This window comes from Streptomyces sp. NPDC104381, from assembly GCF_055583745.1.
Map to the genome: position 1 here is coordinate 316,189 of NZ_JBVJNK010000008.1, position 22,499 is coordinate 338,687.

23 protein-coding genes and 1 pseudogene are annotated in these 22,499 nt (G+C 69.7%); 4 read left to right on the forward strand and 20 right to left on the reverse strand.

Going from position 1 to position 22,499, the window contains the following annotated elements; genetic code table 11:
- Nucleotides 1-16: 16 nt before the first annotated feature.
- The 10 genes from tatC to ACZ607_RS28180 form a co-directional block, all read right to left on the reverse strand.
- A complete protein-coding gene (gene tatC / locus ACZ607_RS28135) occupies nucleotides 17-979 on the reverse strand; it encodes a twin-arginine translocase subunit TatC (RefSeq protein WP_469739011.1) in 963 nt (320 codons plus the stop codon).
- A gap of 49 nt (nucleotides 980-1,028) precedes the next feature.
- Entirely contained in the window at nucleotides 1,029-1,322 is a 294-nt protein-coding gene (gene tatA / locus ACZ607_RS28140; protein ID WP_099178047.1) for a Sec-independent protein translocase subunit TatA, read from the reverse strand.
- A gap of 196 nt (nucleotides 1,323-1,518) precedes the next feature.
- Entirely contained in the window at nucleotides 1,519-1,734 is a 216-nt protein-coding gene (locus tag ACZ607_RS28145; protein WP_469739013.1) for a hypothetical protein, read from the reverse strand.
- Nucleotides 1,735-1,757: 23 nt separating this feature from the next.
- Nucleotides 1,758-2,033 (reverse strand): hypothetical protein, encoded by a 276-nt coding sequence (locus tag ACZ607_RS28150; protein ID WP_469739015.1) that lies wholly within the window; start codon nucleotides 2,031-2,033, stop codon nucleotides 1,758-1,760.
- A 37-nt stretch (nucleotides 2,034-2,070) separates the two neighbouring features.
- The gene (locus tag ACZ607_RS28155) at nucleotides 2,071-3,027 is read right to left on the reverse strand and encodes a helix-turn-helix transcriptional regulator (protein WP_469739017.1); all 957 of its coding nucleotides are present in this window, start codon (nucleotides 3,025-3,027) and stop codon (nucleotides 2,071-2,073) included.
- A 15-nt stretch (nucleotides 3,028-3,042) separates the two neighbouring features.
- On the reverse strand, nucleotides 3,043-3,996 hold the full coding sequence (locus ACZ607_RS28160; protein ID WP_469739019.1) for a helix-turn-helix transcriptional regulator: 954 nt from the start codon (nucleotides 3,994-3,996) through the stop codon (nucleotides 3,043-3,045).
- Nucleotides 3,997-4,111: 115 nt separating this feature from the next.
- On the reverse strand, nucleotides 4,112-4,486 hold the full coding sequence (locus ACZ607_RS28165) for an FKBP-type peptidyl-prolyl cis-trans isomerase (protein ID WP_124279619.1): 375 nt from the start codon (nucleotides 4,484-4,486) through the stop codon (nucleotides 4,112-4,114).
- 43 nt (nucleotides 4,487-4,529) lie between these two features.
- Complete coding sequence (locus tag ACZ607_RS28170) at nucleotides 4,530-5,462, reverse strand: FKBP-type peptidyl-prolyl cis-trans isomerase (protein ID WP_469739021.1); 933 nt, start codon at nucleotides 5,460-5,462, stop codon at nucleotides 4,530-4,532.
- Between the two features lie 121 nt (nucleotides 5,463-5,583).
- Nucleotides 5,584-6,945 carry a Pup--protein ligase gene (gene pafA, locus ACZ607_RS28175; protein WP_469739023.1) on the reverse strand — a complete coding sequence of 454 codons (1,362 nt, stop codon included), beginning with the start codon at nucleotides 6,943-6,945 and terminating at the stop codon, nucleotides 5,584-5,586.
- Between the two features lie 253 nt (nucleotides 6,946-7,198).
- Nucleotides 7,199-8,458: an MFS transporter gene (locus ACZ607_RS28180; RefSeq protein WP_469739025.1), complete on the reverse strand. Its 1,260-nt coding sequence runs from the start codon at nucleotides 8,456-8,458 to the stop codon at nucleotides 7,199-7,201.
- A 143-nt stretch (nucleotides 8,459-8,601) separates the two neighbouring features.
- Here ACZ607_RS28180 and ACZ607_RS28185 point away from each other — a divergent pair, with 143 nt between their 5' ends.
- Nucleotides 8,602-9,630, forward strand: coding sequence for a LacI family DNA-binding transcriptional regulator (locus ACZ607_RS28185; RefSeq protein WP_469739027.1), 1,029 nt, complete (start codon nucleotides 8,602-8,604; stop codon nucleotides 9,628-9,630).
- Between the two features lie 87 nt (nucleotides 9,631-9,717).
- Here the strand turns inward: ACZ607_RS28185 and prcA are convergent, their stop codons facing one another.
- The 6 genes and pseudogenes from prcA to arc all read right to left on the reverse strand — a co-directional run bounded on the left by prcA (nucleotide 9,718) and on the right by arc (nucleotide 15,564).
- Complete coding sequence (gene prcA / locus ACZ607_RS28190) at nucleotides 9,718-10,572, reverse strand: proteasome subunit alpha (protein WP_469739029.1); 855 nt, start codon at nucleotides 10,570-10,572, stop codon at nucleotides 9,718-9,720.
- A 55-nt stretch (nucleotides 10,573-10,627) separates the two neighbouring features.
- A complete protein-coding gene (gene prcB, locus ACZ607_RS28195; RefSeq protein ID WP_469739031.1) occupies nucleotides 10,628-11,473 on the reverse strand; it encodes a proteasome subunit beta in 846 nt (281 codons plus the stop codon).
- Nucleotides 11,425-11,602: pseudogene (locus ACZ607_RS28200) on the reverse strand (endonuclease domain-containing protein); the annotation flags it as partial. The pseudogene ACZ607_RS28200 and the gene prcB, both read right to left, overlap by 49 nt.
- 116 nt (nucleotides 11,603-11,718) lie before the next feature.
- On the reverse strand, nucleotides 11,719-11,937 hold the full coding sequence (locus ACZ607_RS28205; protein ID WP_124279613.1) for a ubiquitin-like protein Pup: 219 nt from the start codon (nucleotides 11,935-11,937) through the stop codon (nucleotides 11,719-11,721).
- Between the two features lie 120 nt (nucleotides 11,938-12,057).
- The gene (dop, locus tag ACZ607_RS28210) at nucleotides 12,058-13,569 is read right to left on the reverse strand and encodes a depupylase/deamidase Dop (protein WP_360369458.1); all 1,512 of its coding nucleotides are present in this window, start codon (nucleotides 13,567-13,569) and stop codon (nucleotides 12,058-12,060) included.
- Between the two features lie 228 nt (nucleotides 13,570-13,797).
- Nucleotides 13,798-15,564 carry a proteasome ATPase gene (gene arc, locus ACZ607_RS28215; RefSeq protein ID WP_469739034.1) on the reverse strand — a complete coding sequence of 589 codons (1,767 nt, stop codon included), beginning with the start codon at nucleotides 15,562-15,564 and terminating at the stop codon, nucleotides 13,798-13,800.
- Nucleotides 15,565-15,805: 241 nt separating this feature from the next.
- Between arc and ACZ607_RS28220 the strand changes: the two genes are divergently transcribed.
- On the forward strand, nucleotides 15,806-16,117 hold the full coding sequence (locus ACZ607_RS28220; protein WP_469739036.1) for a ferredoxin: 312 nt from the start codon (nucleotides 15,806-15,808) through the stop codon (nucleotides 16,115-16,117).
- A gap of 28 nt (nucleotides 16,118-16,145) precedes the next feature.
- On the opposite strand, the gene ACZ607_RS28225 is transcribed toward ACZ607_RS28220, so the two are convergent.
- From ACZ607_RS28225 to ACZ607_RS28235, 3 genes are all read right to left on the reverse strand, one after another.
- Entirely contained in the window at nucleotides 16,146-16,736 is a 591-nt protein-coding gene (locus ACZ607_RS28225) for a hypothetical protein (RefSeq protein WP_469739038.1), read from the reverse strand.
- Nucleotides 16,737-16,935: 199 nt separating this feature from the next.
- Nucleotides 16,936-17,844, reverse strand: coding sequence for a tRNA (adenine-N1)-methyltransferase (locus tag ACZ607_RS28230; protein ID WP_469739040.1), 909 nt, complete (start codon nucleotides 17,842-17,844; stop codon nucleotides 16,936-16,938).
- A gap of 42 nt (nucleotides 17,845-17,886) precedes the next feature.
- A complete protein-coding gene (locus ACZ607_RS28235) occupies nucleotides 17,887-19,137 on the reverse strand; it encodes a site-2 protease family protein (RefSeq protein ID WP_469739380.1) in 1,251 nt (416 codons plus the stop codon).
- 170 nt (nucleotides 19,138-19,307) lie between these two features.
- Between ACZ607_RS28235 and ACZ607_RS28240 the strand changes: the two genes are divergently transcribed.
- Both ACZ607_RS28240 and ACZ607_RS28245 read left to right on the forward strand, forming a co-directional pair.
- Nucleotides 19,308-20,153 carry a RecB family exonuclease gene (locus ACZ607_RS28240; RefSeq protein WP_382986656.1) on the forward strand — a complete coding sequence of 282 codons (846 nt, stop codon included), beginning with the start codon at nucleotides 19,308-19,310 and terminating at the stop codon, nucleotides 20,151-20,153.
- A gap of 9 nt (nucleotides 20,154-20,162) precedes the next feature.
- Nucleotides 20,163-20,834: a response regulator gene (locus ACZ607_RS28245; RefSeq protein WP_469739042.1), complete on the forward strand. Its 672-nt coding sequence runs from the start codon at nucleotides 20,163-20,165 to the stop codon at nucleotides 20,832-20,834.
- A gap of 70 nt (nucleotides 20,835-20,904) precedes the next feature.
- Here ACZ607_RS28245 and ACZ607_RS28250 read toward each other — a convergent pair whose 3' ends face one another.
- Nucleotides 20,905-22,497, reverse strand: a complete 1,593-nt coding sequence (locus tag ACZ607_RS28250; RefSeq protein ID WP_469739044.1) for an ABC transporter substrate-binding protein — start codon at nucleotides 22,495-22,497, stop codon at nucleotides 20,905-20,907.
- Nucleotides 22,498-22,499: the final 2 nt, after the last annotated feature.

Genomic DNA, 22,499 nt, shown 5'->3' on the forward strand with positions numbered 1-22,499 from the left:
GCGGGACCCTACAAGGTCAGGTGATGTCGTCGTAACCGTTGAGCCGGTGCGACCGGCCGCCGTCCGCGTCACCGTTCGCCTGCTCCGGCAGCGCGGGCCGGGAGGACACCGGGTCCACGGCGCCCACCGTCTCGGGCGTGAGGTCCAGGCTGGAGGCCTCGTCGTCGTCGAGCTCGGCATCCGGGTCGGCGCGGCGCTTGCGCTTGTCGTTGAGCAGCGAGAACCCGACGGCCACGAAGTACAGCACGGCGAGCGGACCCGCCAGCAGCAGCATCGAGATGGGCTCGCCGCCCGGGGTCGCGATGGCCGCGAAGGCGGTCAGCCCGACGATCATCCCGCGCCACCAGCGCAGCATGCGGGCGCCGGTCAGGACGCCGGTCAGGTTGAGCAGGATGAGCAGGAGCGGCAGCTCGAAGGCGAGCCCGAAGACGATCACCATGCGGGTGATCAGGTCCAGGAAGTCGTCCAGCGGCAGCAGGTTCTTCACGTTGTCGGGGGTGAAGCCCAGCATGATCTGCGCGGTCTGCGGCAGGATGGCGTACGCCAGGTAGGCGCCGGCGACGAAGAGCGGCACCCCGGCCGCGACGAACGCGATCGAGTAGCGCTTCTCCTGCTTGTGCAGGCCGGGGGCGACGAATCCCCACAGCTGGTACAGCCACACCGGGGTGGCCACCAGCACGCCGGCCATCAGGGACACCTTCAGCGCGATGGTGAACGGCGACAGCAGACCGTTGGTGGTCATCTCCGCGCAGGGCCGACCGTTGATCATGGTCACGGCGCCGTTCTTGCAGCCGACCGAGTCCAGGATCGGCTTCATCAGGAACTCGAAGATTTCCTTCTGGAAGAACGCCGCCGCGATCACGGCGACGACGATCGCCAGGACCGACTTCAGCAGGCGGTTGCGCAGCTCACGCAGGTGATCGAGGAGGGGCATCCGCCCCTCGTCGTCCTTCTCCTGCTTGCGGGCAGACTTGAGCAACCCACTTCCCTCGTCTCGTGCAACAGCGTCCGGTGGTGCGGATCAGCCGTCAGCTCTGGGTGGTGGGCTTGGCCTCGTTGACCGGGCGGGAGCTGGTGACGTCTCCCGGAGCGGCCTGGATGGTGCGGGCGGTCGCCGCCGGCGGGGTGGTGTCGGCCACGGTCTCCGTGGTGGGCGCGGCGGGATCCGCGTCGTCCTTCTTCATGGCCTTGGCCTCGCTCTTGAGGATGCGGGCCGACTTGCCGAGCGAACGCGCCATGTCGGGAAGCTTCTTGGCACCGAAGAGCAGCAGGATGACAACGATGATCAGAACGATCTCGAGGGGCTTCAGATTGCCGATCATGTGCGACTTCCTTCTCACTGAGGCGTCCGGGGGGTGGGCTCGCTACCCGTTCGACCGGACAGATGTCCGACCTTCGCGCTGGCAGCGATCGTAACCCGCAGGGGTAAACGTGAGGCAATGCCTGTGCGTACTCCCGCTTGCGGCCCACACCTCCCTGCCTGGGCCGCTCCAGAAGCGTACCCCCCGAACCGGTGAATCAGGAGGCCGCGCCCGGCTGTCGCAGGGCCTCTCCGGTGTCGGAGAGGGTGGTGGCCGCTCGTTCGAGGTCCTCGGCCGCTCGGTTGATCCGCCGCGTGGTCGCGGCCACCTGTCCGGCGAGCCGCTGGGCCTCGACGAAGACCTTGACGGCCAGCACGCCGAGCACGGCGAGGCCGGCGAATCCCAGGGCGATGGCGAGCATGGGCCAGAACATGGACGGGTCCTCGATGTCTCTCGTCACCGCAGGGCGGTGTGCAGGCGCAGTGTCCGCACCCCGCCGCCGCTGAGGAGCTCGACGATGCGCTCCCCGGCCGGCTTGCGGACCGCGGACCCGCAGGCGGGACACGTGAAGGAGTAGAAGGTCGTACGGCGGCTGGCGCCTATGGCCAGCCGCAGCGCGCCCGCCATGAGCTCGAACCGCTCACGGCAGTCCGGACAGGCGGCCCGGAAGCGTACGGCGTCGGGCACCGGGACCGGAACCGGCCCGGTCTGCGTGCTCGATATCACGGTCATACGGCCTTCGTCTCCTCGGTGCACCGGGGGCCGCCGCTCAGAGCGCGCCGTCGTAGGCGGCCAGTGCGTCACGCGCCGCCTGCCGGGCGCTCTCGGCCAGGTCGGGGGGCGAGGTGATGCGTCCCTCGCCGCCCAGCCGCAGGGCGAGCCTGCGCAGGGAGGCCGGGTCGGGGGTGCGGAGCGTGATCCGCAGACCGCCGTCGGGCAGTTCCTCCGCGCTGTCGTGCGGGTAGTACTCGGCGACCCAGCGGCCGCCGGGGCCGACCTCGATCACGACCTCCGGGTCCTCGGCCGCGGGCTGGACCAGCCCCTCCGAGAGATCACGCAGCTCCAGCTCCGGCGGGGCGGACGGGGCGTCGAGGATACGGATCTCCGCGACCCGGTCGAGCCGGAACGTACGCCGCGCCTCGGTGAGCCGGCACCAGCCCTCCATATAGGTGTGGCCGACGGCGAACAGCCGGATCGGGTCCACCTCGCGCTCGGTCAGCTCGTCGCGCGCGGGCGAGTAGTAGCGCAGCCAGAGGCGGCGCCGCTCGGAGATCGCCCGGTCGACGTCGGCGAAGACACCGCCCTCGGACTCGAAGGTCACGGAGAGCCGTGAACTGGCGGCGCCCACCTCACCGGCCGCGGTCTCCAGCTTGGCGGTCGCCCGCACCAGCGCCTGCCGGTCGCCCTCCCGCAGACCCGGGAGCGTGGCGACGGCACGGGCCGCGACGAGCAGCGCGGTCGCCTCGTCGGCGGCCAGCCGCAGCGGTTCCGCGACGTCGTCCGGGTTGTGCCACCAGATCCGGTCGCCGTCGGTGTCGATGTCGAGCAGATCGCCGCCGCGGAAGCTGGTCCCGCACATGGGCAGCACGTCGAGGTCGGAGATCAGCTCGTCCTCGGTGATCCCGAAGGCCCGGGCGACGTCCTGGACGTGCGCGCCGGGGCGCTCACGCAGATACGTGACGAGGGAGAGCATCCGCCGGGTCTGGTCGATCGCGTTCGTGGCCACGAGTACGGGTCCCCCTCAGTCCTTGGCCACGGCGCGCAGCCGGTCCATCACATCGGCCCGCAGATCGGCGGGTTCGCTCACGATCACATCGGGCCCGAACTCCACGAGCCAGGCGTCCAGCCCGTGCCCGTACGGGATCTCCAACTCGTCCCAGCCGTCGCCCTGTTCCCGTACGGATATCGCGCGGGCGCGCAGCGGGTAGCCCGAGCCGGCGCGCAGCCTGATGCGGGCGGTCCTGGTGGCGGTCTCCCCCGCCCAGCTCTCCACGGTCTCCCGGACGGTCACGGCGTCCGGGACGGGGGCCGAGAAGGCACCGGCCCGGGAGCGGACCCGGCCCGAGATCCGGGACAGCCGGAAGACCCGCTCGGCCCCCCGGTCGCGGTCCCAGCCGGCCAGGTACCAGTGGCCGCGCCAGCACTCCAGCGTCCAGGGCTCGACCTGGCGCTGCTCGGGGCGGGCGGCGTTGCCCTTGCGGTAGTCGAAGGTGACCGGGCGGCGGTCCCGGCAGGCGAGCATCAGCGGCTCGAAGGCGGCCTCGTGGACCGGGATACGGGGTTCGAGGGCGCTGTGCACCTCGTAGGCGTCCTCGGCCTCCGGCATCCCGGCGGCCCGCAGCTTCTGCAGGGCGCCGCTGGCGGCACCGGCGAGCCGGGCCTGCTGCCAGACCTTGGCGGCGAGCCCGAGGGCCGCGGCCTCCTCGGCGTCCAGGGTGATGGGGGGCAGCCGGTTGCTGTCGCGGCGCGCCAGATATCCGGTGTCGCCGTCCAGATTCTCCACGGTCTCGATGATCAGGCCGAGTTCGCGGAGATCGTCCTTGTCGCGCTCGAACATCCGGTTGAAGGATTCGTCGGAGCCCGCCTCCAGGTAGGCCTCGATGGACCCGCGGAGCTCACGCTTGCTGAGCGGGCGCCGGGTACCCAGCAGACACAGTGCCAGGTTCATCAGCCGTTCGGCCTTGGCAATCGCCATCGACGCCCTTTCTCGACGTGCTCTCCGACCGTCGACCGTACCGCCCCGGGGTGTCCGGACCAAAGCGAGGGCCCGTGCCTTGCGGCACGGGCCCCGACTGCTGTAGACGGACGGATCAGACGCCCACGAGGTCGCAGACGAAGATCAGCGTCTCGCCGGGGGCGATGGCGCCACCGCCCGCGCCACGGTCGCCGTAGGCGAGGTGCGCGGGGATGGTCAGCTGGCGACGGCCGCCGACCTTCATGCCCTGGACGCCCTGGTCCCAGCCCGCGATGACCTGGCCGGCACCGAGCTGGAACTGCAGCGGGGTGCCGCGGTTCCACGAGGCGTCGAACTCCTCGCCGGTGGAGAAGGCCACACCGACGTAGTGCACGGAGACGGTCTGGCCCGCCTGGGCCACCGGTCCGTCGCCCTCCCAGATCTCCTTGATCTCAAGGTCGGCCGGCGGCTCGCCACCCGGGAAGTCGATCTCGGGCTTGTCGATGCTCACTGAACTGCTCCTCTTACTGATGAACTGGTCAACCGGGACAGTCTTACATCTTTGCCAGGATGTCCACGGCGAACACGAGAGTGGACTTCGCGGGGATGGACTGCTGGGCCTCGTCGCCGAAGCCCTGGTCCGGCGGGATGACGAGCAGCACACGGCTGCCGACCTTCTTGCCGACCAGACCGTTCTTCAGACCCTTGAGGGTGACCTGGGCCAGCGGGAACGTCTGCGTCTTGCCCGTCTGGTAGGTGCTGTCGAAGGCCTTGCTGCCCTTCCAGAGCAGACCCACGTAGTTCACGACGACGCTGTCGGTCTCCTTGACGACGTCACCCTTGGACTCCAGCACGTAGTTGGAGACCAGCTTCTTCGGCGGGTCGCTCTTGGGGATCGTGACGGTCGGCGCCTTGCCGTCGGTCTTCGTACCGACCTTCGGCAGGTCGATGTTGTCCTGGGCGACCTCCGACCCCTCGGCGGAGGCCGGGATCTTGGTCGCCTTCACGATGTCGACGACGAAGACGAGGGTGGCGTTGGGCTTGATGTCGCCCTGGCCCTGCGCGCCGTACCCGAGGTCCGGCGGAATGACCAGTTCGACGCGGCTGCCGACCTTCTTGCCGACGAGCCCCTTGTCCCAGCCCTGGATGACCATGCCCGCGCCGAGCGTCAGGTCGAAGGGCTGCTTGCGGTCGAAGCTGTTGTCGAACGGCTTGGTCGAGTCCCAGGCCTGTCCGAGGTAGTTGACCTGGATCGCGTCGCCGTTCTTGAGCGTCGCGCCGTCACCCTCACTGATGACGTCGGTCTTCAGCTCCTTGGGTGGATCGCCCTCACCCTTCGCCAGAGTGGGCTTCTCCCCGAACTTCGATCCCGCGGTGATCGCGGGAAATCCGCTCTTGGAGACGGAGTCGGAGGCCTTGTCGTCGCCGCATGCCGCGGTGGACAGCAGCAGTAGGGGGACGACGAGAAGGCCGGCAAGTCGGCGCACTGGTTCCTCAGATCTCAGACGGCACGTGAATGGTCCCCGACACTCTAGGCGGACGGAAGGGCCCCGTACGAGGAACGTACGGGGCCCGGTCGCATACGGGGCGGGACATTCCTGTCCCGGGTCACATGCCCGCGATCAACTTCTCCACCCGGTCGTCGACGGAACGGAAGGGGTCCTTGCACAGCACGGTGCGCTGCGCCTGGTCGTTGAGCTTGAGGTGGACCCAGTCGACGGTGAAGTCCCGCCGCTGCTCCTGGGCCCTGCGGATGAAGTCGCCGCGCAGCCGCGCCCTGGTCGTCTGCGGGGGCACCGATTTGCCCTCGAAGATCTTCAGGTCGTTGCAGATGCGGGCGGCCTGGCCCTTGCGCTCCAGGAGGTAGTAGAGCCCGCGCCGGCGGTGGATGTCGTGGTAGGCGAGGTCTATCTGGGCGACCCTCGGATTCGACATGGTCATGTTGTTCTTGGCCCGGTACCGCTCGATGAGCTTGTACTTCATGACCCAGTCGATCTCGGTGTCGATCCGGTCGAGGTCCTCGGCCTCGATGGCGTCCAGCGTGCGGCCCCACAGCTCGAGGACCTGGTCGACGGTGCCGGTGCGGATGCCCCGGCGCTCGACGAAGTCGACGGCCTTCTCGTAGTACTCGCGCTGGACCTCGATGGCCGAGGCCTCGCGGCCGCTGGCCAGGCGCACCTTGCGCCGGCCCGTGATGTCGTGGCTGACCTCGCGGATGGCCCGGATCGGGTTCTCCAGGGTCAGGTCGCGCATCACGGTGCCCGCCTCGATCATGCGCAGCACGAGGTCGGTGGCGCCGACCTTGAGCAGCATGGTCGTCTCGGACATGTTGGAGTCACCGACGATGACGTGGAGGCGGCGGTACCGCTCCGCGTCGGCGTGCGGTTCGTCCCGGGTGTTGATGATCGGGCGGGAGCGCGTCGTCGCGGAGCTGACGCCCTCCCAGATGTGCTCGGCCCGCTGGCTCACGCAGTAGACGGCTCCGCGCGGCGTCTGCAGCACCTTGCCCGCACCGCAGATCAGCTGACGGGTGACGAGGAACGGAATGAGGATGTCCGCGAGCCGGGAGAATTCTCCGTGCCGGGCCACGAGGTAGTTCTCGTGGCACCCGTAGGAGTTTCCAGCCGAGTCGGTGTTGTTCTTGAAGAGATAGACGTCGCCCGCGATTCCCTCCTCGTGCAGGCGGCGCTCGGCGTCGACGAGCAGTCCTTCGAGAATGCGCTCGCCCGCCTTGTCGTGCGTGACCAGTTCGGTCACGTTGTCGCATTCGGGTGTCGCGTATTCCGGATGCGATCCCACGTCGAGGTAGAGGCGGGCGCCGTTCCGCAGGAAGACATTGCTGCTGCGGCCCCATGACACAACACGGCGGAAGAGGTAGCGCGCCACTTCGTCAGGTGACAGTCGGCGCTGTCCCCTGAACGTGCACGTGACGCCGTACTCGTTCTCCAGCCCGAAAATGCGGCGGTCCATGACTGAACATTACGCCTTACGGCCTGAGCTGAAACCGGGTTCGGCAGCACCGTTTCGATCATTTTCCGAACCGGCCACAACTGCGGGCGTACGCCCGGGAGCTGCGAGGACCTTTCCGGCGGCCGACGGGACGGGCGGCGCCACCACTCCACCGGCCCCCGCGGACGGGATGTCGCGGCGCCCGGCCCCCGGGGACCCGGATGCGCCGGAGGCGGCGGTCAGGCCGCGGTCGGCCCGCGGCGAGGTCGTCCGGTCAGGCCTGGGGGCCCGTGCTCAGGCCGGGTTCGACGGCACCGCTCCGGTCGCCCTCCGGTCCTCGGGCGGCGACAGCGCCGTGCCCGGGGACCGCGAGGACCCTTCCGGTGCACAGCAGGACGAGCAGGGCGGCGACCCCGCCGGCCCCGGCGACGGCGAAGCTCCAGGCCGTCCCGCCGAGCTCGACGGCCGGGCCCGCCACCGCCGTTCCGGCCGCCGCGCCCACCCCGAACGTCGTCACGAGCCAGGAGAACGCCTCGGTCACGGTGCCCTGCGGCGCGTGCCGGTCGACGACGATGAACGAGCAGGCGATGGCGGGGGCCAGGAAGACACCGGCGACCGCCGCCAGCGCGGTCATGGCGGGCACCCCCGGCGTCAGCATCAGCGGCAGATAACCCAGCGCCAGCAGCGCCACGATGACCCGCAGCCGGCGTTCGGGCGCCCCGGCCCACTGCCGGGCCCCGTACGCCGCGCCGCCGATCAGCGCGCCGAGGCCGAGCGCGGCCATCAGCCAGCCGTACACGGACTCCTGGCCGTGGTCGTCGGCGTACGCGACCCCGGCCACCGTGATCGAGCCGAGCGCGAGCCCGACGAAGAAGAAGGCGCCCAGCAGGGCGAGCAGCCCCGGTGAGCGCAGGGCGCCGAGCCAGTGCGCCTCGCGGGGCGCCGAGCGCCACAGCCTGGAGGGTTCGGACAGGACGACGGACAGGGCCCCCAGGACGCCGATGGCGTTGATGACCAGGAGGGCGGCGGCCGGCGACCAGAGGGACACCAGGACGGTCACGAGGAGCGGTCCCACGGTGAACATGACCTCCTGGGCCACCGCGTCCATGGCGTACGCGCGGTGCACCCGGTCCTCCCGGCCCAGGACCGACGGCCACAGGGCGCGTAGACCGCCCTCCAGCGGGGGCGTGAACACCCCCGCCACGATCACCGCCGCGTACGCCGCCGGGAGCGGGCCGAGGCCGGTCAGGGCGAACACCGCCATGCCGAGCGCGGAGACCACCGCCGCGGGGAGCTGGACGCGCGGCTGGCCGTACAGGTCCACGGCGCGGCCGAGCAGCGGCTGTCCCACCGCCGTCGCCAGTCCGTACGCCGCCGCGAGGGCACCGGCCAGGGTGTAGCTGCCGCCCTCCGCGCGGGTGAACAGGACGATCGCGATGTGGGCGGTGCCGTTCGGCAGCCGCCCCACCAGGGTGCCCGCCAGCAGCCGGGCGGCGTGCCGCGTCCGGAGGATGTCCAGATAGCCCGCGGCCATGTCCGCCCCTCTCCCCCGGCGGTGCCGCACCCCGGGGTTTTACGTATAACGTCGACGCCCATACGTACCATGTGGGCAGCCCGGGAGTCCATCCCGCCGCGATCCCACGGCACCCGGCGACGGACCCGAGCACGGAGGCACGAGTGAGCAGCACGCGGCAGCCCGCCCCACCCCGGCCCACCAGCCGTGACGTGGCGCGGGCCGCGGGCGTCTCGCAGGCGACGGTCTCGCTCGTGCTCGGTGACAAATGGCGCGGCCGGGTGTCGGCGGCGACCGCCGAACGGGTCCGCGACCTCGCCCGGGATTTGGGCTACCGGCCGAACCTCGCGGCCCGCAGCCTCCGCCTGGGCCGCACCCGCACCGCTCTCCTCGTCGTCCCCGCGCTCACCAACGAGTTCTTCGCCCGGGTGTACACGGGCGCCGCGGCCGTCGCCGCCGAGCACGACTTCGGGGTGGTCCTCTACCCGTCACCCGACGGCACCGGCCCCGCCAGGGACCCGTTCGACCCGGCACGCGCGGCGCTGGACGGGGTGATCGCCTCCTCGATGGCGGCGGACGCGCTGGGGGCGCTGCGCGGTGCGGACCTGCCGCTGGTGATGCTGGACAGCGACCCCGGGGACCAGGGCGCCGCGGCGCACGTGAACCTCGCCATCGCGGACGGCATGCGCCAGGTGACGGACCATCTGCTGGGCCTCGGCCACCGCCGGATCGTGCACCTGGCCTCGGCCGTGGACACCTGGACCTTCGCGGTGCGCGCCCGGGCACTGGAGGAAGCGGTACGGGAGGTTCCGGGCGCCGCCCTGCGTACGGTGACCGCCCCCCTCGACGTACGGGCCGGGCGCGAGGCCGCCGAGGCCGCTCTGGCCTCCCCCGGCCCCCTGCCCACGGCCATCGTCTGCGACGACGACATCCTGGCCGCCGGCGCCTGCAAGGCGGTGCGCAGACGGGGGCTGCGGGTGCCGGACGACATCTCGGTGACCGGGTACGACGACCTGGCGCTCGCCACGGCGGTGGAGCCGGAGCTGACGACCGTGCGCCTGCCGGCCGAGCAGGTGGGCGAGCGGGGCATGAGCTCGCTGCTGGCCGTCCTGGAGGGCCGCCCCGCGGTCCACCACGACCTCCCCGTCCACCTGGTGGTCCGGGGCTCGACCGCACCCCCGCCCACCGCATGACGGAGCCCTCGCCCATCGCATGACGGAGCCCTCCGGCCGCCGCGCGTGCGGTGGCCGGAGGGCTCCGTCCGGGATTCCGGGAGCCGGCTACTCCTTCGGGTCCTCGTCCGCGCCGCCCGCCTCGGCGTCGGTGCCCTTCGCGGGCGTGCCGGTGTCCTTCGACGGGGTGTCGGCGGCCGGGGTGCTGCCGCCTTCGGGCTCCTCCGTGTCGGACGGGGCGTCCGTCGGGGTGGCCCCGGCGCCGTCCGCGTCCAGCAGCCTGGTCAGCTGCCGGCCGACGATCCGCTTGAACTTGCGCTGCTGCGGCCTCGTGCGGTCCAGGACCGCGACCTCCAGCCGCTCGGCGGGGATCTCCCGCTCGTTGCCGTTGGCCTCACGCGAGAGCGCCTGCACGGCCAGCTTCAGCGCCTCGGCGAGCGACATCCCGTCGCGGTGGCGCTGGTCGAGGAAGCTGCTGATCTGCTCGGCGTTCCCGCCGACCGCGACCGAGCCGTGCTCGTCCACGATCGAGCCGTCGTGCGGCAGCCGGTAGATCTGGTCGCCCTCGGGCCCGGCGCCGACCTCGGCGACCACCAGCTCCACCTCGTACGGCTTCTCGGCCGCGCTGGAGAAGATGGTGCCGAGCGTCTGCGCGTAGACGTTGGCCAGCCCACGGGCCGTCACGTCGTCGCGGTCGTAGGTGTATCCCCGCAGATCGGCGTAGCGGACGCCGCCGATGCGGAGGTTCTCGTACTCGTTGTACTTGCCGGCGGCGGCGAAGCCGATCCGGTCGTAGATCTCGCTGAACTTGTGCAGCGCGCGGGACGGGTTCTCGCCGACGAACACAATGCCGTCGGCGTACTGCAGCACAACCAGGCTGCGACCACGGGCGATGCCCTTCCGGGCGTATTCCGCCCGGTCGGCCATGGCCTGCTGAGGTGAGACATAGAACGGCGTCGACACCGGCTATCCGTCCCTTTCTGTCAGTGACGAGTGCATCGGAGAAGCATCGGGCCGGTCAGAGCAGCGCGGCGCGGGGGCCGTCGGGCTGCTCGAGCCGGCGCTCCAGGATCGCGCGCGCGATCTCCGAGGAATCCGCGTCGTCCAGCCTGCGGAAGCCCTCGTCGGTGATGACGGTGACGATCGGATAGATCCGGCGGGCCACGTCCGGGCCACCGGTCGCCGAGTCGTCGTCGGCCGCGTCGTACAGCGCCTGCACGACCAGGGTGAGTGTCTGCTCCTCCGTCAGGTCGTCGCGGTACAGCTTCTTCATCGACCCGCGTGCGAAGACGGAGCCGGAGCCGGTGGCCGCGTAGCCGCGCTCCTCCGAGCGCCCGCCGGTCACGTCGTACGAGAAGATCCGGCCCTTCTCGCGGTCGACGTCGTACCCGGCGAACAGCGGGACGACCGCCAGGCCCTGCATGGCCATCGCCAGATTGCTGCGGATCATGGTGGAGAGCCGGTTGGCCTTGCCCTCCAGCGAGAGCGTGGCACCCTCGACCTTCTCGAAGTGCTCCAGCTCCAGCTGGAACAGCTTCACCATCTCCACGGCGAGACCCGCCGTGCCGGCGATCCCCACCGCGGAGTACTCGTCGGCCGGGAACACCTTCTCGATGTCGCGCTGCGCGATCATGTTCCCCATGGTCGCCCGCCGGTCACCGGCGAGGACCACTCCACCGGGGAACGAGGCCGCGACGATCGTGGTGCCGTGCGGCGCCTCGACGGCGCCCTGCAACGGCGGCAGGCTGCGGTTGCCGGGAAGGATCTCGGGTGAGTGGTCGGACAGGAAGTCCATGAACGAGGACGAACCCGGCGTCAGGAAGGCAGCTGGTAGACGCCCGGTGCTACGAGTGTTGGCTTCCACGCGTTTCCCTCCAGGTATGCGATGGCCCTGCGCAAGGAGTCAGGATCATCCCCCAACTTGCCGATGGCCGAATTGCAGTTGAAGCAGTACGCCACGGACACTACCCGCCCCGTGACGGTGATCAACATGATCCCGGGTGCAGATGCGCTTCCGTGGGATGCCCTGTACGGGTGAGGGCATCCCACGGAAGGCGCCGGTCGTGGCACGAGCGCGTAGGCGGACTGTCCGGATTGGTTCTCCGGGTGCTACTCGCCACCCTTTTGAACGAACGATCGAACGAAGTCCTCGGCATTGGACTCGAGTACGTCGTCGATCTCGTCCAGGACGTCGTCGACGTCCTCGCCCAGCTTTTCCTGCCGCTCCTTGAGGTCCTCGGACGCCTGCGCGTCCTGAGTCTGCTCCTCGGTCTCCTCGGTGGAACGTGTCGCCTTCTGCTGTCCGCCGCCGGTGTCCTTGGTCGCCATCTAGCTCACCCCGCTCGGTTCGAAGCACTTGATCAGACCCTACCTACGGGGTCCGACATTGGCCCGGTACTTTCCTCAACGTCCGGAGGTCATCTGATTGATTCCCAGCCGGGACGCCTTTCAGCCCCCCGTCAGCGTCCGGACCAGCTCATCCGCGGTGCGGCAGCGGTCCAGGAGCTCCTTGACGTGGGCGCGTGTACCCCGCAGCGGTTCCATCGTGGGGACCCGTTGCAGCGAGTCACGGTCGGGCAGATCGAAGATGACCGAGTCCCAGGAGGCCGCGGCGACGTCGTCCGCGTACTGCTCCAGGCAGCGGCCCCGGAAATAGGCCCTGGTGTCCTCGGGCGGCTTCGTACGGGCCCGCTCGACGTCGCTCTCGTCGAGCAGGCGCTTGATCTTCCCGCGGGCCGCCAGCCGGTTGTACAGGCCCTTGTCGGCCCGTACGTCGGCGTACTGGAGGTCCACCAGGTGCAGGCGCGGGGCGTCCCAGTCCAGGCCGTCACGGCGCCGGTAGCCCTCCATGAGCTCCCGCTTGGCGATCCAGTCCAGCTCGCCCGACAGGCTCATCGGATCGTTCTCCAGGCGGTTCAGGGTGTCCTCCCAGCGGGCCAGGACATCCTTGGTCTGCTCGTCCGCGTCCGCCCCGTACCGCTCCTCGACGTACTTGCGGCCCAGCTCGAAGTACTCCATCTGGAGCTGCACAGCGGTGAGTGTCCGGCCGCTACGGAGGGTGACCAGCTGCTTGAGTGTGGGGTCGTGCGAGACCTGGTGCAGTGTGCGGACCGGCTGGTCGACCGCCAGGTCGACGTTGATGAAGCCGTCCTCGATCATGGCCAGGACCAGGGAGGTGGTGCCGAGCTTCAGATAGGTCGAGATCTCGGAGAGGTTCGCGTCGCCGATGATCACGTGCAGCCTGCGGTACTTCTCGGCGTCGGAGTGCGGTTCGTCGCGGGTGTTGATGATGGGGCGCTTGAGGGTGGTCTCCAGGCCGACCTCGACCTCGAAGTAGTCGGCACGCTGACTGATCTGGAATCCGTGCTCGTGGCCGTCCTGGCCGATGCCGACGCGGCCGGCGCCGGTGACGACCTGGCGGGAGACGAAGAACGGGGTCAGATGGCGCACGATGTCCGAGAAGGGGGTCTCCCGCTTCATCAGGTAGTTCTCGTGCGTGCCGTAGGACGCGCCCTTGTTGTCGGTGTTGTTCTTGTACAGGTGGATCGGCTGGGCCCCGGGGATCGCGGCGGCCCGTTCGGCCGCTTCGGCCATCACCCGCTCGCCGGCCTTGTCCCAGAGCACCGCGTCCAGCGGATTGGTGATCTCGGGTGAGCTGTACTCGGGGTGCGCGTGGTCGACGTACAGCCGCGCGCCGTTGGTGAGGATGACATTGGCCAGGCCGATGTCCTCGTCGGTGAGCTGGCTGGAGTCAGCGGTCTCACGGGCGAGGTCGAAGCCTCGCGCGTCGCGCAGCGGGTTCTCCTCCTCGAAGTCCCAGCGGGCGCGCCGCGCCCGGTGCATCGCCGCCGCGTAGGCGTTGACGATCTGGGACGAGGTGAGCATGGCATTGGCGTTGGGTTGACCGGGAACGGAGATCCCGTACTCCGTCTCGATGCCCATCACTCGCCGTACGGTCATGCGGCCCTCCTTGCCCGGCGTCGCTCCCCTCCGGGAGCGGCGCTCAAGTACCGCTGCTGGTCCGCGGTGCCCGTCCCCGCACTGCGCGACTCGGCGGTACGGCAGAGCCTAGAGCGCCTCTGCGCCGGTGGGGAGATCAATTGCGTCATTGTTCGGGTGTGGCCGGAGCTGCCGGGAAAACGGCCCGGCTGCGGATACCCTGCCGGGCATCCGCAGCCGGTCTGCGTTTTACAGGTACTGTCCGGTATTTGCCACCGTGTCGATGGAGCGACCGGTGTCTGCGCCCTGCTTTCCGGTGACGAGTGTGCGGATGAACACGATCCGCTCGCCCTTCTTTCCGGAAATCCTGGCCCAGTCGTCCGGGTTGGTGGTGTTGGGCAGGTCCTCGTTCTCCTTGAACTCGTCCACGCATGCCTGGAGGAGATGGGAGACGCGCAGGCCCTTCTGGCCCTGCTCGAGGAATGCCTTGATGGCCATTTTCTTTGCCCGGTCCACGATGTTCTGAATCATCGCTCCGGAGTTGAAGTCCTTGAAGTACAGGACTTCCTTGTCGCCGTTCGCGTAGGTGACCTCGAGGAAGCGGTTCTCCTCGGATTCCGTGTACATCCGCTCCACGACGGACTGGATCATCGCGTGGGCGGCCGCCTCCTTCGAGCCGGTGTGCTCGGACAGGTCGTCCGAGTGCAGCGGCAGCGAGGGCGTGAGGTACTTCGCGAAGATGTCCTTCGCGGCCTCCGCGTCCGGACGCTCGATCTTGATCTTCACATCGAGACGGCCGGGCCGCAGGATCGCGGGGTCGATCATGTCCTCACGGTTGGAGGCACCGATGACGATGACGTTCTCCAGGCCCTCCACACCGTCGATCTCGGCGAGCAGCTGGGGGACGATGGTGTTCTCCACGTCCGAGCTGACACCGGAACCACGGGTGCGGAAGAGGGATTCCATCTCGTCGAAGAAGACGATGACGGGGGTGCCCTCGCTCGCCTTCTCCCGGGCACGCTGGAAGACGAGGCGGATGTGCCGCTCGGTCTCACCGACGTACTTGTTGAGGAGCTCGGGGCCCTTGATATTGAGGAAGTAGCTCTTCCCCGCGGGCTGACCGGTGACCTCGGCGACCTTCTTGGCCAGTGAGTTGGCCACGGCCTTGGCGATGAGCGTCTTGCCGCAGCCGGGCGGGCCGTAGAGCAGGATGCCCTTCGGCGGACGGAGTTCGTGCTCCTTGAAGAGGTCCGGGTGGAGGTACGGGAGCTCGACCGCGTCGCGGATCAGTTCGATCTGGTCGCCCAGGCCGCCGATCTTCTCGTAGTCGATGTCCGGGACCTCTTCGAGGACGAGTTCCTCGACCTCGCTCTTGGGGACCACTTCGTAGACGTAGCCGGACCTGGGTTCGAGCAGGAGGGCGTCGCCGGGGCGGATGGTGATGTCCAGGAGGGGCTCGGCGAGCCTCACCACCCGTTCCTCGTCGGTGTGCCCGATGACCAGGGCGCGCTCGCCGTCCTCGAGGATCTCCTTGAGGGTGACGATGTCCCCGGCCCGCTCGAATTCCATGGCCTCGACCACGTTGAGCGCCTCGTTGAGCATCACTTCCTGGCCTCGACGGAGGCCTTCGAGCTCGACGCTGGGGCTGACGTTCACCCGGAGCTTGCGGCCCCCGGTGAAGATGTCGCAGGTGTCGTCCTCGTTCGCCTGCAGGAAGACACCGAAACCGGCCGGCGGCTGCGCGAGCCGGTCGACCTCCTCCTTGAGGGCCACGATCTGGTCGCGGGCCTCCCGGAGCGTGTTGGCGAGCCGCTCGTTCTGCGCGGACACGCCCGCCAGGTTGGTCTGCAACTCGACGATCCGCTCTTCGAGAATCCTCGTATGACGCGGAGAGTCGGCGAGCTTACGTCGCAGGACGGCGATTTCCTGCTCGAGATAGGCGACCTGGCCGGCTGGGTCTTCTGACCCCCGCCCGGGCCGGATGCCGCGGTTGATGTCGTCGTCGTGGGCTGCCACGGTCCTCACCTCCTCCAAGGGGAGCTGGACGCTTCCTGACCCTACCTGGGTGGGTGATGATTGAAACCCCTAGATCACAAAGACCCGGGAGTCTGTCCGATCTTCACCCTTGCGCTCTCCCTCACGCCAAGGGAATACCCACCCTTCGGCACCGGAAAGCAGCCGGTTGTATCGTCGAAGCGTTCAACACCCGTCAGGGCTGGCTTCAATTGGTGCAGATACGCAGGGAACGGCAGGACACATGACCGTGCAGCAGGACGCTCCGGGCGACGGCGACACGCAGGATCTCGAGGTCTGGATCGACCAGGATCTCTGTACGGGCGACGGCATCTGCGTGCAGTACGCACCGGAGGTGTTCGAGCTGGACATCGACGGTCTGGCGTACGTCAAGAGCGACGAGGACGAGCTCCTCCAGGACAAGGGCGCCACCACACCGGTGCCGCTGCCGCTCCTCCAGGACGTCGTGGACTCGGCCAAGGAATGCCCGGGCGACTGTATTCATGTACGACGCGTCTCGGACAACGTGGAAGTCTACGGACCCGACGCGGAGTGACCGCGGGGACGGCGGCGCGGCGTACGGCTCAGACGCCCCGTGCGGTGCTGCCGGCGCCGGTGGACTTGATGAACGCGTTGCCCTTCCACTGCCAGGAGGCGTTCTCCAGCTCGTCCGGGCAGCAGCGCGGTACGTCGGTCGAGGAGTAGCCGAGCAGGGTCGCCGACACCCGGCCGTCACGGACGGTGAAGTCGGTGACGTTGAGTTTCTGAGCGGGGTCCACCAGGGTCGCCACGACCCGGGGTGCGGCCCCGCTCGGCTGTGTCACGACGTAGATGCCGCTGGGCGGGGTGCCCGATCCGGCGGCGCAGTGCACGACGGCCACCGTCTCGGGGCCGCCGTCGCCGTCGAGGTCTCCCGGGGCGCTGTCGGCGACGGTGTGTCCCGCGGGGCCGCAGTCGAGGGGGAAGGCGACGCCGTTCGCGTCGGGCGCCTTCGCGGCGGCGCTCCCGTGCTGCGTGGTGACGCCGTGCTCGGACGCGGAGGCCGTCGCGGTGGCCGCGTCGGGCTGGAGCAGGCCGGCGAGGGCGACGACCGCGGCCATCGCGGTCGCCGTGGCGAGCCAGTGCACCGGCTTGGCGTCGGTGTGCGCGAGGTCCGGGAGCGCGGAGGTCTGCACGCGGTATGTCTCCTGTGGTTCCTGGGGGGCCTGGGTAGGCGGTGCCGAGGTGTGGTCGGCGGGTGGGGGTGGCCAGCATCGTGCCACACCTCACACCGGAGGGGAACGGCGGGGTCGTCACGGCCTGTGAAAAGGCGCCGCCGCCGGGCTCCCGGGTCGGTCCGGGAACTCGGCGGCGGCGCCTGTGCGTCGTATCGGGTCAGTCGCGGGTGGCGGAGCCGCTCCGGCCGCCGGGTCCGTCGTAGTCCTCGCCGTAGGCGCCCTTGGAGGGGCGGCGGCGGCGCAGCGGCGGCTCGACGCCGTCCGCGAGGCGGCGGGCGGTGACGAGGAAGCCGGTGTGGCCGATCATCCGGTGGTCGGGGCGGACGGCCAGGCCCTCGACGTGCCAGTTGCGGATCATCGACTCCCAGGGCTGCGGTTCCGCGAAGCAGCCGATCTCGCGGATGGATTCGACGGTCCGCGAGAGCTGGGTCGTGGTCGCGACGTAGGCGCAGAGGATGCCGCCGGGCACCAGGGCCTTGGACACGGCCTCCAGGCACTCCCAGGGGGCGAGCATGTCGAGGACCACGCGGTCGACGTCGGTGTCCGAGAGGTTGTCCTGGAGGTCTCCGACGGTCAGCGTCCAGGCGGGGTGCGGCGAGCCGAAGTAGCGCTCGACGTTCTGCTGGGCGATCTCGGCGAAGTCCTCGCGGCGCTCGTAGGAGTGCAGCATGCCCTGCTCGCCGATGGCGCGCAGCAGGAAGGTGCTGAGCGCACCCGAGCCGACGCCGGCTTCGACGACGCGGGCGCCGGGGAAGATGTCGCCGAAGGCGAGGATCTGGCCCGCGTCCTTCGGGTAGACCACGGCGGCACCGCGGGGCATGGACAGGACGTAGTCGGGGAGCAGGGGGCGCAGCGCGAGGTAGGCGACGTTTCCCGTGGTACGGACAACACTGCCCTCGGGAGCACCGATCAGCTCGTCGTGCGGGAAAGAACCCTTGTGGGTGTGGAAGTTCTTTCCGGCTTCGAGCGTGAAGGTGTGGTGGCGTCCCTTGGGGTCGGTGAGCTGGACCTGGTCCCCGACTTTGAATGGGCCGCGACGGCGGGCGGCACCGGTCGGTTCGGACATGTGGCCAGCCTACCGGTATTTCGGGGGCCGCTTTCCGGGGCGTCAGGCGGAGGGGCGGGCCATGGCCTTGACGAAGGCGCGCTCGACGTCGGCGGTGGAGAGGACGCCGTAGATCTCGCCGGTCTCCTCGACCACCAGGTACTCGGTGGCCGGGGTGGCCTTCAGCCGGTCCAGCAGGGCTTCGCCGGCGAGTTCGGCGGGGACCTTCATCCCGTCGGTGATGTCCTGGGCGAGGCCGCTGACGGCGACCCAGGGCCGGCGGTGTTCGGGGACGCCGACGATGGCCGCCTCCCGGACGACGCCCTTGGGGCTGCCCTGTCCGTCGACGACGACCAGGGCGCGGGCGCCCGCTTCGTTGGCCCGGCGGAGCGCCTCGGAGAGGGGGGTGGCGGACTCCACGGGCACGGCCCGCCGGGTGAGGGTGCGGGCCCGCAGGTCGGGGAGGTGTTCGCGCAGGCGGGCCATGCGCAGGCTGTTGCCGGCGCCGGTCCAGATGATGGCGCAGAGGATCGCGGCGAGCAGTGCGTCGGTGACGGTCTCCACACCGCTGATCGCGCTGGTGTCGTTGCCGAGTGCGCCGGTGTGGGTGAGGAGCGGCAGACCGATGAGCACGGTGACCGCCAGGCCCCGGCCGACCCACGCGGCGGCGACGGTGCCGCTCATCGGCTTGCCGGTGATCTTCCAGACGACGGCGCGGAGCATGCGCCCTCCGTCCAGGGGCAGGCCGGGCAGCAGGTTGAAGGCGGCGACGATGAGGTTGGAGATCATCAGTCCGGCGAGGAGCACGCCCGGGACGGTGCCCGCCTCGACGAACTGGAGCGGGATGTAGAAGAGGCCGCCGAGGACGAGGGAGAGCAGCGGTCCCACGAAGGCGAGGACGAACTCGCGGCCGGGGGTCTCGGACTCCTTCTCGATCTCGGACACCCCGCCGAAGAACTGGAGCTGGATGCGGCGCACCGGCAGCTTGTAGCGCAGGGCGGCGATGGTGTGGGCGAGCTCGTGGACGAGCACGGAGGCGTAGAAGGCGATCGCGAAGAAGAGGGCGACCAGGTAGCGGAGGCCGCCGAGGTCGGGCAGGACGCGGTCGAGCTGTCCTCCGAAGACCCAGGTGATCAGGGCGGCGACGACGAACCAGCTGGGCGCCACGTACACGGGTACGCCGAAGGGGCGCCCCATGAGGAGGCCGCCGCCGGGCTCCGCCGGGCGTCGCGGTTTTCCCTTGTCCGGTCCGGTGCCGGGGCCGGTGCCCCCTGCTCCGGGCTGCGGGCGCCCGCTGTCGCCGCTCTCGTCCACGGGGTCCCTCCGGTCGGTGGCTTCTGCCACGATCATGCTGGTTGCGAGCTCTGTCGTCGATGGTATGCCGCTGGATGTCGGTGGCGGGCCGTAGGGTCTGCGACATGACGTCCGTACCGCGCCCGCCTCAGCCACCCTCGTCCCTGTCGCCGTCGCGCGCGAACGATTTCATGCAGTGCCCCCTGCTGTACCGCTTCCGGGTCATCGACAAGCTCCCCGAGAAGCCCAGTGAGGCTGCTACCCGGGGCACGCTGGTGCATGCGGTGCTTGAGCGCCTGTTCGACGCCCCGGCGGTGGACCGTACGGCGCCGAGGGCCAAGGCGCTGATCCCGGGGCAGTGGGACCGGCTGCTGGAGTCGAAGCCGGAGCTGACGGAGCTCTTCGAGGGGGACCCCGGCGGGGAGCGGCTCGCGGGGTGGCTGGGCGAGGCGGAGCGGCTCGTGGAGCGGTGGTTCTCGCTGGAGGACCCGACGCGCCTGGAGCCGGCCGAGCGGGAGCTGTTCGTCGAGACGGAGCTGGAGTCGGGGCTGAGGTTGCGCGGCGTGATCGACCGCGTCGATGTGGCCCCGACGGGTGACGTGCGCATCGTGGACTACAAGACGGGCAAGGCGCCGCGGCCGGAGTACGCGGAGGGCGCGCTCTTCCAGATGAAGTTCTACGCCCTGGTGGTGTGGCGCCTGAAGAACGTGGTGCCCCGCCGGCTCCAGCTGGTCTACCTGGGCAGTGGTGACGTCCTGACGTACGACCCGGTTCCGGCCGATCTGGAGCGGGTGGAGCGCAAGCTGCTGGCGCTCTGGGAGGCGATCCGGCTGGCCACCGAGACGGGTGAGTGGCGGCCGAGGCCGACGAAGCTCTGCGGCTGGTGCGACCACCGGGCGGTCTGCCCGGAATTCGGTGGGACTCCCCCGGTCTATCCGCTGTCCGTGCGCCCGCCCGAATCGGTGGAGGCTGTGCAGGGCAGAATGGAGCCGGCCCGGTCCGAGGCCGGTCAGCCCGTGGCCCTCGAAGGCCCTTAAGGAGATTACGTGGCCATCCGCGTCCTGCTCGTCGATGATCAACCACTGCTGCGCACCGGTTTCCGGATGATCCTGGAGGCGGAGGGCGACCTGGCGGTGGTCGGTGAGGCCGGTGACGGCTTGCAGGCCATCGAGCAGGTGCGGGCGCTCCAGCCCGATGTCGTGCTGATGGACATCCGGATGCCGCGGATGGACGGGGTCGAGGCGACCCGTCAGATCACGGGTCCCGGGCGGGACGGCCCGGCGAAGGTCCTGGTGCTGACGACGTTCGATCTCGACGAGTACGTGGTGGAGGCGCTGCGCGCCGGTGCCAGCGGCTTCCTGCTGAAGGACGCGCCGGCCCATGAGCTGGTGCAGGCCATCCGGGTGGTGGCCGCGGGCGAGGCGATGCTGGCGCCGAGCATCACGCGCCGGCTGCTCGACAAGTACGCCGACCATCTGCCGTCGGGCGAGGACCCCGTTCCGGACGCCCTGCACACCCTCACCGAGCGTGAGGTCGAGGTGCTGAAGCTGGTGGCGCGCGGGCTGTCCAACGCGGAGATCGCGGCCGACCTGTTCGTGAGCGAGACGACGGTCAAGACGCATGTGGGTCATGTGCTGACGAAGCTGGGCCTGCGCGACCGGGTGCAGGCCGCCGTCTACGCGTACGAGAGCGGGCTGGTGCGTCCCGGCGCCCAGTAGGCCCGGGCGTGCGAAGGGGGTGCGGACCCGGCCGGTGGCCGGGTCCGCACCCCCTTCGCGTGCTGCCGTGTCAGGCGTCGCCGCGTGCGAGCTCCCAGAGCTGGAGGTCGGCGGAGGAGTTGACGGCCCATTCCACACCGGTCAGCTCGTCGACCGAGGCGACGTACTGCTTGCCCTGCCAGACGGGGATCACGGGGACGTCGTTGGCAACGATGTCCTGGAGCTTCTCGAAGGTCGGCGTCGCGGCGCTGCGGTCGGCCTCACGGCGGGACTGCGGGATGAGCGTGGACTGCGCGACGGTCGACTCGTACGGCGAGTTGAGGAAGTTGTTCTTGTCGAGGAACGGCGCCGTGTAGTTGTCCGCGTCGGGGAAGTCCGGGAACCAGCCCATGCCGTAGACCGCGTACTCGCCCTTCTTCTGGGCCGGGCGGTACTTGTCCCACGGAGTGCCCTTGATGTCCACGTCGAAGAGCTTCGAGTCGTTGAGCTGCTTCGCCAGGAGCTCGAACTCGGCCTTGGTGGCGGGGCCGTAGTGGTCGGTCGTGTAGTTCAGCGTGAACTTCACCGGGGTGCTGATGCCCGCCTTCTCCAGGATCTTCGCGGCCTCGGAGGCGCTGGGCTCCCCGTACTTGTTGAAGAAGGAGTTGGTGTGGCTGGTGATGCCGGACGGGATCAGCGAGTAGAGCGGCTCGGCCGTGCTGCCGTACACCTTGCTGGCGACGGCACCGCGGTCGACGATCTGTGCCATCGCCTGGCGTACGGCCTTGTTCTTCACCGTCGGGTCGTCGGTGTTGAAGGCGAGGTAGCTGATGGCGAGGCCGGGCATCTCGGTGAGCTTGAAGCCGTCCACCGGCTCGGCGATCATCTTCTGGGCCTGCTCGGGCGACATGGTGCGGGTCATCATGTCGATCTTCTTGGCGTCGAGCGCCTTGCCCATGGCCGCCGCGTCGGGGAAGAGGTCCAGCTCGACCTTCTCGTTGCTGATCTTCAGGTCGCCCTTGTACTTCGGGTTCCTGGTGAAGACCACCTTGACGATCTGGTTGTTCTTGACCTCGGGCTTCATGGTGTACGGGCCGGAGCCGTCGACCTGGAAGCCCTCGCGGGCGCTGTTCGCCGGGTACTTGTCCTTCTGGACGATGCCGGCGGAGGGCGTGGCCAGCTTGTAGGGGAACGTCGCGTCCGAGGTGCTCAGGTGGAAGACCACCTGGTTCTCGCCCTTGGTCTCGATCGTGTCGATGTTGGCGAGGAGGCCGACCGGGCCGCTCTCGTCCTTGATGTCGAGGACCCGCTGGATGGAGTACTTCACGTCCTCCGGGGTGACGGGGGTGCCGTCGGCGAAGGTGAGCCCGTCGCGCAGCGTGCAGCGGTAGCTCTCGTTCTCCGTGTCGGTGAAGGAGCAGCTCTGGGCGGCCTCGGGCACCGGTGCGCCACCACCGCGCGGGATGTGGGTCAGGGTCTGCACGGTCTGGCGCAGCACGTTCCAGACGCCCGCCTCGTAGCCGATGGCGGGGTCGAGGGGGGCCGGGTTGTCCTTCGAGGCGATGAACTGGTCCGTGGTCCCGACAACGATGGCATCGCCCCCGTCGTCCGACCCGCCGCACGCGGCCAGCACGGGTGCGAGCAGGCCGACCACGGCCGGCAGCACCAGCGTCTTGCGGTTCATCT

Coding starts and splice junctions, on each gene's coding strand:
- tatA (WP_099178047.1), bottom strand. CDS start 1,322: ATGATCGGCAATCTGAAGCCCCTCGAGATCGTTCTGATCATCGTTGTC.
- ACZ607_RS28145 (WP_469739013.1), bottom strand. CDS start 1,734: ATGTTCTGGCCCATGCTCGCCATCGCCCTGGGATTCGCCGGCCTCGCC.
- ACZ607_RS28150 (WP_469739015.1), bottom strand. CDS start 2,033: ATGACCGTGATATCGAGCACGCAGACCGGGCCGGTTCCGGTCCCGGTG.
- ACZ607_RS28160 (WP_469739019.1), bottom strand. CDS start 3,996: ATGGCGATTGCCAAGGCCGAACGGCTGATGAACCTGGCACTGTGTCTG.
- pafA (WP_469739023.1), bottom strand. CDS start 6,945: ATGGACCGCCGCATTTTCGGGCTGGAGAACGAGTACGGCGTCACGTGC.
- ACZ607_RS28180 (WP_469739025.1), bottom strand. CDS start 8,458: ATGGCCGCGGGCTATCTGGACATCCTCCGGACGCGGCACGCCGCCCGG.
- ACZ607_RS28205 (WP_124279613.1), bottom strand. CDS start 11,937: ATGGCGACCAAGGACACCGGCGGCGGACAGCAGAAGGCGACACGTTCC.
- dop (WP_360369458.1), bottom strand. CDS start 13,569: ATGACCGTACGGCGAGTGATGGGCATCGAGACGGAGTACGGGATCTCC.
- ACZ607_RS28220 (WP_469739036.1), top strand. CDS start 15,806: ATGACCGTGCAGCAGGACGCTCCGGGCGACGGCGACACGCAGGATCTC.
- ACZ607_RS28230 (WP_469739040.1), bottom strand. CDS start 17,844: ATGTCCGAACCGACCGGTGCCGCCCGCCGTCGCGGCCCATTCAAAGTC.
- ACZ607_RS28240 (WP_382986656.1), top strand. CDS start 19,308: ATGCAGTGCCCCCTGCTGTACCGCTTCCGGGTCATCGACAAGCTCCCC.
- ACZ607_RS28250 (WP_469739044.1), bottom strand. CDS start 22,497: ATGAACCGCAAGACGCTGGTGCTGCCGGCCGTGGTCGGCCTGCTCGCA.